Source organism: Actinokineospora enzanensis DSM 44649, assembly GCF_000374445.1.
Classification (GTDB): Bacteria; Actinomycetota; Actinomycetes; order Mycobacteriales; family Pseudonocardiaceae; genus Actinokineospora; species Actinokineospora enzanensis.
The window spans coordinates 30,090-42,508 of the sequence record NZ_KB894448.1 but is presented as its reverse complement, the minus strand read 5'-3'; the positions used below and the strand labels follow the sequence as shown (position 1 = coordinate 42,508).

At 66.4% G+C, this 12,419-nt stretch carries 13 protein-coding genes, 2 tRNA genes and 2 pseudogenes; 6 read left to right on the top strand and 11 right to left on the bottom strand.

What is annotated here, in order from left to right; all coding sequences use genetic code 11:
• The 4 genes and pseudogenes from C503_RS41915 to C503_RS48990 form a co-directional block, all read left to right on the top strand.
• On the top strand, nt 1–279 hold a 279-nt coding region (locus C503_RS41915; RefSeq protein ID WP_018682247.1), incomplete at its 5' end, for an IS30 family transposase.
• A 50-nt stretch (nt 280–329) separates the two neighbouring features.
• Complete coding sequence (locus tag C503_RS45270; RefSeq protein WP_084477460.1) at nt 330–980, top strand: ImmA/IrrE family metallo-endopeptidase; 651 nt, start codon at nt 330–332, stop codon at nt 978–980.
• Between the two features lie 12 nt (nt 981–992).
• Nucleotides 993–1,220, top strand: coding sequence for a helix-turn-helix domain-containing protein (locus C503_RS48995; RefSeq protein WP_084477459.1), 228 nt, complete (start codon nt 993–995; stop codon nt 1,218–1,220).
• Nucleotides 1,220–2,293, top strand: a pseudogene (locus C503_RS48990) (tyrosine-type recombinase/integrase); the annotation flags it as partial. The gene C503_RS48995 and the pseudogene C503_RS48990, both read left to right, overlap by 1 nt.
• Nucleotides 2,294–2,442: 149 nt before the next feature.
• Here the strand turns inward: C503_RS48990 and C503_RS0133975 are convergent.
• A tRNA-Ser gene (locus C503_RS0133975) sits at nt 2,443–2,513 on the bottom strand.
• Between the two features lie 242 nt (nt 2,514–2,755).
• Between C503_RS0133975 and C503_RS48985 the strand changes: the two are divergent.
• Nucleotides 2,756–3,832 (top strand): annotated as a pseudogene (locus tag C503_RS48985) (recombinase family protein); the annotation flags it as partial.
• A gap of 105 nt (nt 3,833–3,937) precedes the next feature.
• Here C503_RS48985 and C503_RS0133965 read toward each other — a convergent pair.
• From C503_RS0133965 to C503_RS0133920, 10 genes are all read right to left on the bottom strand, one after another.
• Entirely contained in the window at nt 3,938–4,444 is a 507-nt protein-coding gene (locus C503_RS0133965) for a hypothetical protein (RefSeq protein ID WP_026316980.1), read from the bottom strand.
• Between the two features lie 67 nt (nt 4,445–4,511).
• Nucleotides 4,512–4,598 (bottom strand) — tRNA-Leu (locus tag C503_RS0133960).
• Nucleotides 4,599–4,641: 43 nt separating this feature from the next.
• Entirely contained in the window at nt 4,642–5,460 is an 819-nt protein-coding gene (locus C503_RS0133955) for an MOSC domain-containing protein (protein WP_211222505.1), read from the bottom strand.
• 18 nt (nt 5,461–5,478) lie between these two features.
• Nucleotides 5,479–6,207, bottom strand: coding sequence for an amino acid ABC transporter ATP-binding protein (locus C503_RS0133950; protein ID WP_156893701.1), 729 nt, complete (start codon nt 6,205–6,207; stop codon nt 5,479–5,481).
• Nucleotides 6,179–6,922, bottom strand: coding sequence for an amino acid ABC transporter permease (locus C503_RS41910; RefSeq protein ID WP_018686681.1), 744 nt, complete (start codon nt 6,920–6,922; stop codon nt 6,179–6,181). The genes C503_RS0133950 and C503_RS41910 overlap by 29 nt, the downstream gene beginning before the upstream one ends.
• The gene (locus tag C503_RS0133940) at nt 6,922–7,707 is read right to left on the bottom strand and encodes an ABC transporter substrate-binding protein (RefSeq protein ID WP_018686680.1); all 786 of its coding nucleotides are present in this window, start codon (nt 7,705–7,707) and stop codon (nt 6,922–6,924) included. Before C503_RS0133940 ends, C503_RS41910 begins: the two co-directional genes overlap by 1 nt.
• 155 nt (nt 7,708–7,862) lie before the next feature.
• Entirely contained in the window at nt 7,863–9,302 is a 1,440-nt protein-coding gene (purB, locus tag C503_RS0133935) for an adenylosuccinate lyase (protein ID WP_018686679.1), read from the bottom strand.
• Between the two features lie 11 nt (nt 9,303–9,313).
• The gene (locus C503_RS0133930) at nt 9,314–9,904 is read right to left on the bottom strand and encodes a TetR/AcrR family transcriptional regulator (protein ID WP_018686678.1); all 591 of its coding nucleotides are present in this window, start codon (nt 9,902–9,904) and stop codon (nt 9,314–9,316) included.
• Between the two features lie 36 nt (nt 9,905–9,940).
• Entirely contained in the window at nt 9,941–10,696 is a 756-nt protein-coding gene (locus C503_RS41905) for a hypothetical protein (protein ID WP_018686677.1), read from the bottom strand.
• A 17-nt stretch (nt 10,697–10,713) separates the two neighbouring features.
• Nucleotides 10,714–11,232 (bottom strand): SigE family RNA polymerase sigma factor, encoded by a 519-nt coding sequence (locus tag C503_RS0133920; protein ID WP_018686676.1) that lies wholly within the window; start codon nt 11,230–11,232, stop codon nt 10,714–10,716.
• A gap of 134 nt (nt 11,233–11,366) precedes the next feature.
• On the opposite strand from C503_RS0133920, the gene C503_RS0133915 reads away from it, so the two are divergent.
• On the top strand, nt 11,367–12,404 hold the full coding sequence (locus tag C503_RS0133915; protein WP_018686675.1) for a threonine aldolase family protein: 1,038 nt from the start codon (nt 11,367–11,369) through the stop codon (nt 12,402–12,404).
• Nucleotides 12,405–12,419: the final 15 nt, after the last annotated feature.

Sequence of the window (12,419 nt, the reverse complement as noted above, 5' to 3'; positions counted from 1 at the left end):
GAGATGGCCGATCACGCGTACTTCACCATGGCCACCGGAATGCCGGTCTATTTCTGTGACCCGCACAGCCCATGGCAGCGGGGCACGAACGAGAACACGAATCGACTGCTGCGCCAGTATTTTCCGAAGGGGACCGACCTGTCGGTCCATTCCCAGGCTCACCTCGACGCGGTCGCCCGGGAACTCAACGGCCGTCCCCGTGAGACCCTCGGCGGCTACAAACCCGTCGAGAAGATGAACGAACTCCTGCTCAGACACGGTGGCGCAATGACCACATGAGGTCAAGCACCGCCGGATAGATAGAAGTCAAACCACAGAAAGGACAGTACATGCACACATCAATCATCAAACAACTACGGGCGCTCATGCCAAACCGACCGCTCGAACTACACGAAGCCAAGAGCGTTGCTGAACGTCAAGCCACACTCCTTCTGGAGCTTCTCGGTCAGCGGGAGTCCGCCGTTGACGTCGGGCTAATTACCAAGCTGCCTCGCATTGAGGTCAAGGTAGAGCCAATACCGAAAGCTGCCGATATCTCAGGTGTCTCACAATGGAGCCGGGGTCGCTGGCTCATCGTCGTCAACCGCGAAGACAGCCCGACCCGTCGCCGCTTCACGCTAAGCCACGAGTTCAAGCATGTACTCGATCACCCATTTATCAATGAAATCTACAGCGAGCTTGGATCAACAGAAAAAGAGCGGCACCGCATGACCGAGCAGATTTGCGACTACTTCGCAGCCTGCTTGCTCATGCCGCGCGGCTGGCTCAAGAGTGCTTGGGCGAGCGGTATTCAAAGCCCGGCAGCACTCGCCGCCAAGTTCAATGTATCCGAGGCCGCAATGACGATTCGTCTCCGCGAACTACGCCTCATCGAACCACGAACACGTCACATCAGTCTGCGTGGGTTGAGCCGCCCAGTCCGCAGCTACTTCCGTAAGGCTCCGGTAATGCGACCCGAAGTTTGCCCAACAACACCGTAAGGAGGAACGCCTATGACAATGAGTTATCTACCAACCTACTTTCGCACCGCGGCCGAGGGTTCCGACGAGCTGCTTACTGTGGCGGAGGCATGTGATGAGCTGCGCATAAAGAAATCAAAGCTATACATGTATCTCCACTCCCGACAACTCGCCAGCGTAAAGCTCGGTAGTCGTCGCCTAATCCCTCGCAGCGCCATCCGGGCTCTAGTCGAAAAGCTAACCATTGAGGCGATTGCGTAATGGCCCGGCGGAAAGCAAACGGCGAAGGGAGTATCTACAAGCGCAAGGACGGCAGATGGGAAGGCGCAGCCTACCTGGGGACAATCAGCGGAAAGGCAAAAAGGCTCCGTGTGTATGGCAAGACCCGCAAGGAAGCACACGAGAAACTGACCGCAGCATTCGCGCGGTCGCAACAGGGCGTATCGCTGCCGGATCACAACTGGAAGCTGGCCGAATACCTGGACTACTGGCTTAGCAATGCCGTCAACCCTGACCGACGACCGAACACCTATAGACGGTACGAAGGCGTAGTCCGGCTCCACTTGAAGCCGGCGCTGGGGAAGAAGCAGCTTCAACAGCTCTCGGTGCGAATGCTAGAAGAGTTTTATAAGAACCTGCTGACCGAGGGTGCTTCACGAAATACCGTCTACCAGGCCCAGAAGGTCCTCAGTGCTCTTACGCACGCCATGAGACAAGAGTTGCTGCTTCGCAATGTAGCTCGACTAGCAGAGATGCCGCGATACAAACCAAAGGAAGGACAATTCTGGACAGCCCCTGAAGCTATCGAGTTTCTCCGCGCGGCGCGGCCAGACCCCCTGTACCACGCATTCGTCCTGTCTGTACTTTATGGACTGCGCCGAGGTGAGGTGCTGGGAATTAGGTGGTGTGATGTCGACTTCGACAACGGTGTTCTGCGTATCAGGCAGCAGGTGCAACGGATCGGCGGAAGCCTCCAGCAGGTTGAGCTAAAGACCGAGTCGAGCGAACGAGACGAACCGCTCTTGGACACTGCGCGCAAGGTATTGCTGCAACAGCGAATCAATCAGGGAATTGCCCGATCTACGGCTGGTACCGAATGGCTAGGAGCGGGCGCAGATGACGAGCTGGTCTTCACCACTCGGACCGGAAGTCCCATTGAGCCACGTAACCTCTACCGATCATTCCATCGAATCATCGAGAAGCACGGAATCCGCCGCATAAAGCTGCACGAGTTGCGACACACTAACGGCACGACCCAAAAGGACCTCAATGTGCCAGAGCGCGACACTCAAGCTGTACTCGGACATAGCAGTACGTCAACAACGCGCATCTACCAGCACGTGAGTCTAGAAAATAAGCTGGTGGCATTAGAAAAGGTGGAGCGACATCTGTTTGAAGAGCAGTTCGCAGAGGATCAAACGAGTAGCCGTCAAAGTCAGCCGTCAGCAAAGAAAAAACTCCACCTGATTGGTGAAGTTCTCTCTGGAGGGCCCACTGGGACTCGAACCCAGGACACGCGGCTTAAAAGGCCCATCCAGTCCAACATACAGGACCGCCTTACCTCGATAAGCCTTGCCATGAGTTTCCGTGCTCGTACATGGAAACTCGGGTGTGTCGCCGTCAGCATTGCCGTCAAATCCTCCAGTCTGGAGTTTGCAGCATGATGTGCCGACACAAGCCACGCGAACGTGGTCCTCCATCCCGCCGGATGCGCTCCCTCCCTACTTCCACAACCCGAAAGGAGCCGGTCTTGAACCCGCTCATCTCAGCTCACCGACCAACGAAGGGACGGCGCTATGCGCATACTCCTCGATCCGACACAACCATTCCCCGAAGGCACCAAGTTCGCCGTCAGCTACCTTCGCGTCTCTACCAAGGCGCAGACCGAGACCGGTTACGACGAAGAGGGCCTGTCCATCGCGGCCCAACGCGAGGCCAACCAGAAGAAGGCCGAACAGCTCGGCGCGGTCATCGTGGCCGAGTTTGTGGACGCGGCTGAGTCTGCCAAGACGGCCGACCGCCCCGAACTGCAACAGATGCTCGGCTTCATCCGCGAGCTGGGCGTCATCAGCTACGTCATCGTGGACAAGGTTGACCGGCTCGCCCGCAACCGGGAAGACGACGTGCTGATCAACATGGCCGTTCGCAAGGCCGGAGCACAGTTCGTCTCCTCCAAGGAGAACATTGACGAGACGCCCTCGGGCAAGCTCCTGCACGGGATCATGGCGAGCATCGCGGAGTTCTACTCCGCCAACCTGGCCAGCGAAGCCAAGAAGGGATTGCGGCAGAAGGCCAAGTCCGGCGGCACGCCGGGTCACGCACCCCTCGGCTACCGGAACGTCCGCGAACGCATCGACGGCCGTGAGATTCGTACGGTCGCCGTCGATCCAGAGCGGGCACCGCTCATCCAGTGGATGTTCAGCGCCTACGCCACGGGCGAGTGGACCATGCGCCAGCTCACCGACGAACTCAACCGTCGAGGACTGCGCATCCCTGCCACCAAGAAGCTCCCGGAGCGTCCGTTGCGCTACCAGCACATCGACAAGATGCTCATCAATCGCTACTACATCGGCTTCGTCAGCTACGAGGGCATCGAGTACGACGGCCGGCACCCGGCGCTCATCGACACGGTGACCTTCGAACAAGTGCAGGCTGTGAGGACCGCTCGTGCAACAGCGCGGGAGAAGGTCCACAAGCACCCGCATTACCTCAAGGGCTCGATCTTCTGCGGTCGCTGCCGCGGACGGTTCGGAGTCATGAACGCCAAGAACCGCTGGGGCACGGTCTACCCGTACTTCTACTGCCTTGGCCGGGCCAAGAAGGAGGACTGCACGCAGTCAACAATCCTGATCGCTGAGGTTGAGACGGCCGTCGAGGACTACTGGTCTCGCATCCAGTTGTCCGAGAGCCGCATCGCCGCGATCCGTGAGCAAGTCATGGCCGCGCTTGTGGGCCGCCAGCACAGCAACCGAGCCGAACTAGACCGGCAAGAGAAGCGGAGGAAGGAACTGCAAAACCAACAGCTCAAGCTGATCGAGATGCGGTACGCCGACGCGATCTCCCTGGAGCACCTGAAGTCTGAGCAGGAGCGCATTACCCGCGAGCTTGCCCAGGCACAGCAGATCATCGACCAGTGCTCGACCGAGATGGAGGCCGTGATGAAGGTGGTCGAGGAGGCGTTGTTGCTCTGCGCCAACGCACATCGGCTGTACCTCAGCGCCCCGCCCGACGTCCGCCGTCAGCTCAACCAGGCCGTCTTCGTGCGGCTCTGGATCATGGACGATCAGGTACAGGGTGCGGACCTCACCGAAGGCTTCGCCCACCTCCTCGCCCCCGAGCTTGCCGCAGGGCTGCCGGAGGCGAAGACCGACGAACCGAAGATCACAACCCGTTCCCGCCCCGCCAGGGGTCGGGGACGACCCGGCGGCGCACAACGCGCCACCCTGGAACTGGTGCGGCCCGAGGACGCCATACAGCGCCCGCACGGCCCACTTCCCGCCGATACGAAGAACCCCGGACCCAACCGGGACCGGGGTTCAAACGTGACCGTTTTGGTGTCCGAGGGGGGACTTGAACCCCCACGCCCGTTAAGGGCACTAGCACCTCAAGCTAGCGCGTCTGCCATTCCGCCACCCGGACCTGTGGTGTGCCGACATACTACCTGGTCGGACGATGGCAGGTGTCACTGCCACTCCTCCACCACGATCTCGTCCCCCACCGACAAGGTGCCGGGCACGAGGACCGCGAGTTTGGCCCCGAAGCTGACCCCCGGCCGGTCCGGGTCGCGGCGGTAGGTGGCCAGGGTTCGGGTGGGTTCGGGGCCTTTGCGCAGGCCCGTCTCCTGGTCGACGGTGGGGACCGCGCAGCGGATGGCTCGGGTGGAGAAGCCCAGGGTGGTGGTGCCGATTCGGGCGCGGAGGAGGCGGTCTTCGGTATGCGGGTCGGGCCAGCCGGTGGCGACGATGTTGGGGCGGAAGCGGTTCATCGGGATCGGGGTGGCGCCTGCCGACTCGATCCGGGCGTTCAGGTCGTCCAATGAGGACTGGCTGGTGAGCAGGACCGCGTGCGCGTCGCCGAAACCGACCTTTCCGGCGTGGATGCCCCAGCCGTCTCGGTTGTGGTCCGGGGGGATGCGGACCAGGCGGACGTCTCGGTCGAGGGTGGTGGAAAGCCATTTGGCGGCTGTGTCGCCTTGGTCGACGCCGATGCCGAACCACTTGTTGAACAGGCTCACGTCGCGGCGGGGGCCGTCGGTCGCGATCTCGATTTCCAGGTCGTCGTGGCCGGGGAGGGCCAAGCGGAGGCCGCCCGCGGTCAGGGCGGCCTGGACCGCGGCCATGGCGGGGAGTTTGCGTTGGCTCACGAAGCTGCCGTCGCGGGTCTCGACCACCATCAGCAGGCGGTCGTCGCGCAGGCCCATGTCGAGGACCTCCGCCTGGGCCAACGGGACCCCGGACAGGCCCTTGACCGGGTAATACGTAAGAGCCGAGACAGTCGCCACGGTCTCCAAACTACCCGGTTACAGGACCTGGTCGAGGAACCTTCGCAATCTGGAACTCTCCGGCGCACCGAACACCGACGACGGCGGTCCGGCTTCCACCACCTGCCCCTGGTCCATGAAGGCGACCTGGTCGGCCACCGAGCGGGCGAAGCCCATCTCGTGGGTGACCACGACCATGGTCATCCCGCTCTCCGACAGCCCCGTCATCAACCCGAGCACGCCCTTGACCAGCTCCGGGTCGAGTGCGCTGGTGGCCTCGTCGAACAGCATCAGGTCCGGTTCCATCGCCAGCGCCCGCGCGATCGCCACCCGTTGGCGCTGACCGCCGGACAACGCCGTTGGGCGGTAGGGCGCCTTGTCCGCGACCCCCACGTCCGTGAGATAACGCAGTGCCCGTTCGTGCGCCGCAGACTTGGACAGGCGTAGCACTGACCGCAACGGCAGCACCAGGTTGTCCAGGACAGTCCTATGCGGGAACAGGTTGAACTGCTGGAACACCATCCCCACCCGCCGCCGCAACAGATCCGGGTCGGTGCCGATCACACTCAACCCGTCCAACAGCACGTCCCCGCGCGACGGCCGCTCCAGCTGGTTGATCGCACGCAGCAGTGTGGACTTACCGGAACCGGACGGTCCGATCACGCAGGTAGTACTTCCCCGGGGCACCACCAGGTCCACCCCACGCAGCACCTCCAGGTCGCCGAACGACAGGTGCAGGTCAGCCACGCGCAGGCTCGAACTCGGCAAGGGTGTCACCTCCCCGTACCGGCCTGCCTTCGCGCAGCCTGCGGTCGATGTGGTTGACCACGTGGGTCAGCGGGACCGTGATCGCCAGGTACACCAGACCCGCCGCGACCAGCGGGGACAGGTTCCCGGAGTTCGCCGCGGCGTCTTGCCCGATCCGGAACAGGTCCCGCTGCGAGGTCAGCAGGCCAAGGAAGTACACCAGGCTGGAGTCCTTCACCAGCGCGATGAACTGGTTCACCAACGCGGGCAGCACCCGCCGCACGCCCTGCGGGATCAGCACCCTGGTCATCGTCGCGGTGTGCGTCATGCCCAGCGCCCGCGCCGCCTCCGACTGTCCTCTGTCGACACTCTGGATGCCCGCGCGGAAGATCTCACCCACGTACGCCGCCGCGATCAGGCTCAATGCCAGGATCCCCAGCGGGTACGGGTTGGTGCCGACCACCGGCCGCGCCACGACCGTCAGACCCTGCCCGACGAGCAGGATCGTGACGATCGCAGGCAGGCCGCGGAAGACATCCGTGTACACGCGCGCGGGCCAACGTAGCCACCTGTGCCGCGACAGGCCCATCAACGCCAGACCGAGCCCCAGCACGGTCCCCAGCAACGCCGAGCTACAAGCCAGGGTGAGCGTGTTCCACAGACCGGTACGCAGCAGGTCCGGGAAGACCTCGGCGATATAGGACCAGTCCAGGAACGTATCGAACAGATCGGACATCAGGACTTCGGCTTGAACTGGTCGGGCACCGGCACGCTCGGGATGAACTTGTCGTGCAGTCGCAGCCACGTGCCGTCGGCGATCACCGCGCGCAGGCCCTCGTTCAGCTTCCCGCGCAGCTCGTCGTTGCCCTTGCGCACCGCGAACCCGTGCGGCAGGTCCTTGGCCTCGATCGTCGCGGTGACCGACAGCGACGGGTCGTCCTTGGCGTACTTCTCCGCGATGGTCAGGTCCACCACCCACGCCTGCACGCTGTCCGTGCGCAGCCCCGCGATCGCCGCGTCATAGCTCGGGAACCGCACGACCTGCGCGCCCGGCACGGTGGCGGCCAGGTACTTGTCGCCGACCGTCGCCTGGATCACCGCGACCCGCTTGCCGTCCAGCAGCTTCGCGTCGGTGATGGACTTGTCCTTGCTCAGTACGCTGACGTACTCGAAGTTGTAGGCCTCGGTGAAGTCGACGTTCTTGCGCCGCTCCTCGGTCTGCGCGATCGCCGACGACCCCACGTCGAAAGTCTTGTTCGACACCTGGCCCAACAACGCGGAGAAGTCCGTGCCGACGAACTCGGTCTTGTACCCGGCCTTCGCCGCGACCGCCTTGAACAGCTCGTTGTCGAACCCGGTGTAGACGCCGTTCTCCTGGTACACGTTCGGCGGCGCGTCCCCCAGCGTGCCCACCCGCAGCACCTGCGACTGGTCGCCGGAGTTCGACCCGCAGGCGATCAGCGCGAGTAGTCCGGCAACGGCGAGCGCGATCACGCGCGGCAATGAGATCTTCATCGGCATTCCGTGGTCCATGTGCTTGTCGCACAACGAATCACGCGGCGCGAGCCCCGGTCAGGGCCTGCCGCGTTCGTGACCGACGGTAGGCAACTGACCGGTAGCAACGCCAAAACCGGGCAGAACTCTCACATGCCGGAACCCCGACAGCGTGATGACCACTACAGGATCGCCCCGGGCGCGTACCCCGCGGCGTCCGGGAACCGGGTCAGCACGGTCTCCACCCGCTTCACGACCTCGGCCACCTGCGCCCCCGCGACCCCGGTGAACGGCAGCCGGTCCGCGAGCAGCGCGTCCAACCCGGCCCGGTCCAACGGGATCCGCGCGTCCGCGCCCAGCCGGTCGAGCAGGTCGTTGTCCGCCGCACCCTGCTCACGCATGGCCAGCGCGACCGCGACCGCGTGCTCCTTGATCGCCTCATGCGCGGTCTCCCGGCCCACGCCCGCCTGCACGGCGGCCATCAGCACCTTGGTGGTGGCCAGGAACGGCAGGTACCGGTCCAGCTCCCGGGCGATCACCGCCGGGTACGCACCGAACTCGTCGAGCACGGTGAGGAATGTCTCAAGTAGACCGTCGAGGGCGAAGAAGGCGTCCGGCAGGGCGACCCGGCGGACCACCGAACAGGACACGTCGCCCTCGTTCCACTGGTCACCCGCCAGCTCGCCGACCATCGACGCGTAGCCGCGCAGCACCACCGCGAGGCCGTTGACCCGCTCGCAGGAGCGCGTGTTCATCTTGTGCGGCATGGCCGACGAGCCGACCTGCCCCGGCTTAAAGCCCTCGGTGACCAGCTCGTGCCCGGCCATCAGCCGGATCGTCTTGGCCACACTGGACGGTGCGGCGGCCAGCTGCACCAGCGCCGACACCACGTCGTAGTCCAGCGACCGCGGGTAGACCTGGCCCACGCTGACGAATCGGGACGCGAACCCCAGGTGCTCGGCGACCCGCTCCTCCAGCTCGGCCAGCCGGTCCTGGTCGCCGCCGAGCAGGTCCAGCATGTCCTGCGCGGTGCCGACCGGGCCCTTCACGCCACGCAGCGGGTAGCGCTCGATCAGGTCGTCGAGCCGGGCGAACGCCACCAGCAGCTCGTCGGCCGCGGTGGCGAACCGCTTGCCCAGCGTGGTCGCCTGCGCGGCGACGTTGTGCGAACGACCGGTCATCACCAGGTCCGCGTGCTCCACGGCCAGCCGCGCGAGCCGCGCCAGCACCGCCGCCACCCGGCCGCGCACCAGCTCCAACGAGCGCCGGACCTGCAGCTGCTCGACGTTCTCGGTGAGGTCGCGGGAGGTCATGCCCTTGTGCACGTGCTCGTGCCCGGCCAGCGCGTTGAACTCCTCGATGCGCGCCTTCACGTCGTGCCGGGTGACCCGCTCGCGTTCGGCGATGCTCGCCAGGTCGACATCGGGCAGCACCCGCCGGTAGTCGTCGACGACGCCGTCCGGCACGTCGACGCCGAGCACGGCCTGCGCGGTGAGCACGGCCAGCCACAGCTCGCGCTCCAACCGGACCTTCTCCTCTGGCGACCACAGCGCGGCCAACTCGGTCGACGCGTAGCGTCCGGCGAGGACGTTCGGGATGCGGGGCTTCTGCGCTGCGGTCACGTCTGGCCAGCCTACCGGGACTGTCCGAGCAGTTCCCGAAGCATCCGCCGGGCGGCCGCGCGCGGGTGCGGGTCGACCTCGATGAGCGCGTTCACCACCGCCCCGTCGACCAACGCGATCAACTGCTCCAGCCGCTTGGCGTCCAGCTCGGCCCCGGCGCGCGCGCACGTGTCCAACAGCAACTGCCGCAGCTCAGCACCCAGATCCAGCATCAACGGCCGTAGGTACGGCCTGCGCCCGGTGGCCACGAGACGCTCGTAGCGCAGCAGCACGGCCTCCGCGTCGTTGTCGCCTGCCGGGCCGAGCAGCTGGTCGAGCACCAGCTCCACCAGCCGGTCCACCCCGCGCGGCGCCTCCGTCAGCTCCGCCAGCACGGCCCGGCCACGGGCCAGCTCGGATCGGCCGTGGAACTCCAGCGCGGCCCCGACCAGCTCGTCCAACGACTCGAAGTAGTACGTGGTGGACGCCAGCGGCAGCCCGGCGCGCTCCGCGACGGCGCGGTGCCGCACCGCCTCGAACCCGCCTTCGACGAGCAGCTCGGCGGCGGCCTCGACGAGCGCCTGTCGACGCCGCTCGCCCTTCGGGGTGCTGGCGGTGGTCATGTCGGGCATTGTGCCGGGCCTGGCGTACCGCCGGGATCAGTACCGCTTGGCGACCTTGTCGGCCAGCTCCTTCAGCTGCTCGCCGATCACCGGCGGGGCCACCGAGCCACGCACGCCTTCCACGCTGAGCACCAGCGTGGCGCCGGACTTGGCCACCACCACGATGCCCTCGGCGTTCTGCCGGTCGCCCCACGGCGGCTGCTGCACCTGCGCGGTGCCCTTGGGCGTGAGCATGATCGAGATGATGCCGCGGCGCGGACCGTCCGTGATCGGCATCGCGGCCGAGCGGGACCCGGCCGGGCAAGCCAGCGGCGAGGACTGCGGATCGGTGTGGGAAACGGCGGACGGGAGCTCGCCCGCGAGGGCAGCAGCGAGCTCCCGGTCCGCCGGTCCGCACCCGTTCTGGGTGCCGTCGGCGCCAGGGCCGACTTCTCCACCCGGCGAGCCCCCCTGCTTGGGCGTCGCCGACGGAGAGCCAGAATCCGACCCCGCCGCGATACGCGGGGCGTCGGAAGGTACCTCGTTCGGAGCAGTGGTCTCGTTACTATCCGGCGTCGCCATGGGTGCGGCCGCTACCGAATTGTTACCTGAGGACCCGGATCCGGACAGTGCCACCACCGCGGTGGCGCCGCCTGCCAGCACCACGAGGGCCAACGCCGAGCCGGTGATGATCCCGGTGCGCCTGCGGTTCAGCCGGGCCGACTCCGCGGTCACGTCGTCACCGCCGAACGTGGGCGGGGGCACGTCGCGGACCGCGTCCTGGAACAGCTGGGAGATCTTGCCTTCGTCCACCTATCGCCACCTCCCCGTCACGAGGTCGACCTGAGGTCGCCAACCGCGTCGCCGAGCACGTCCCGCAGCGTGGCGAGACCGCGCGCGGTCTGACTCTTCACGGTTCCCTCCGAACAACTCAGCATCTCGGCGGTCCCCGCCACGTCCAGTCCCTCCAGGAACCGCAGCACGAGCACCGCCCGCTGCCGCGGTGGCACCCTGGCCAGCCCGGCCAGCAGCGCCGATCGGGTCGCCACCGCCTCGCCGACCTCGGTGTCGGCGGTCGGGACCTCCGGCACCGCGTCGACCTGGCGTTCCCGCCGCCACGGCCGCCGGGTCTCGTCGATCATCGCCCGCACCACCGACCGGCGCACATACGCGTCCAGGGCCCCGCGGTCCCGGATCTTGCGCCAACGGCGGTGCAGCGCGACGAACGCCGTCTGGGCGAGATCGTCCGCCCGGTGCCAATCGCCGCAGAGCATGTACGCGGTCCTGCGCACGGCGTCTCGCCGGGCGGCGAAGTATTCCGCGAACTCCTGCTCCTCGCGTTGCTCCACGCGGACTCTCTCCGCTCGTTCTCGCTACGGGTAGGGGACGGATGTGCCCCACCCTACGGTTGCACGGTGACCTGACGAGACATACGCCACCCCCGACCTGGGCCGAGCGGGCAAAGCTGTGGTGTGATCGGATCGTGACTTACGCGCGCCGGATCGATCTCCGCTCGGACACCGTGACCCAGCCGGACGAGACCATGCGAGTCGCCATGTCGGGTGCCGAAGTGGGCGACGACGTGCTCGACCACGACCCGACGATGCGCAGACTGGAGGAGGAGGTCGCCGACCGGCTCGGCGTGGCCGCCGCGCTGTGGGTGCCCAGCGGCACCATGGGCAACCTGATCGCCACCACCATCCACCTGCGCCGCGGCGACCGGTTCCTGGCCCCGCGCGGCGCGCACGTGTTGGAGGCGGAGCTGGGCAGCACCGCTTGGCTGGCCGGTGGCATGCCGCAGCCGTTGGACTGGGCCAACGGGCCGGGCCGGATCTCGGCGGACGACGTGCGCGCGTACGCCTCGGCCGCGGCACCGTACTACTCACTGACCACACGGCTGCTGTGCCTGGAGAACACGCACAACTTCGCGGGCGGCACGGTGACACCGCCGGACGAGCACGCCCAGCTGGTCGCCGCGGCTCGGGACGCGGGCATGCTCGTGCACCTCGACGGCGCCCGCCTGTGGAACGCGTCGGTGGCCCTAGGCGTGCCACCTGCCGCGTTGACCGTGGGTGTGGACAGCGTGCAGGTGTGCCTGAGCAAGGGCCTCGGCGCGCCGGTGGGCTCCCTGGTGGGCGGCTCGTCCTCGTTCGTCACGGAGGCTCGCCGAGTGCGCAAGATGCTCGGCGGCGGGATCCGCCAGGGCGGCGTACTGGCCGCGACCGGACTGGTGGCGTTGGAACGCATGGACGACCTGGCGGCGGACCACGCGAACGCCGCCGCACTGGCCGCCGGTCTGGCGGAACTGGGCTGGGAGGTGCGGCCGCCGGAGACGAACATCGTGATCGCCGCCGTACCGGACACGACCGCCGCACTGGAGTCACTGGCCCGGCTGGGCGTCCTAGCCACAGCCCTACCCGGCGCGATCCGCTTCGTCACCCACCGCGACGCGCCCGCACACGACATCGCCGAGGTGCTGCGCCGCATCACCGCGGCGCGGAGCCCGGCCCCGGCGGCGTGAGCTCGGCCCGGGTGC

Excerpts from the sequence above, each read along its gene's own strand:
- C503_RS45270 (WP_084477460.1), top strand. The coding sequence starts at position 330 with ATGCACACATCAATCATCAAACAACTACGGGCGCTCATGCCAAACCGA.
- C503_RS48995 (WP_084477459.1), top strand. The coding sequence starts at position 993 with ATGACAATGAGTTATCTACCAACCTACTTTCGCACCGCGGCCGAGGGT.
- C503_RS41910 (WP_018686681.1), bottom strand. The coding sequence starts at position 6,922 with ATGTCCGATCTGTTCGATACGTTCCTGGACTGGTCCTATATCGCCGAG.
- C503_RS0133940 (WP_018686680.1), bottom strand. The coding sequence starts at position 7,707 with ATGCCGATGAAGATCTCATTGCCGCGCGTGATCGCGCTCGCCGTTGCC.
- C503_RS0133930 (WP_018686678.1), bottom strand. The coding sequence starts at position 9,904 with ATGACCACCGCCAGCACCCCGAAGGGCGAGCGGCGTCGACAGGCGCTC.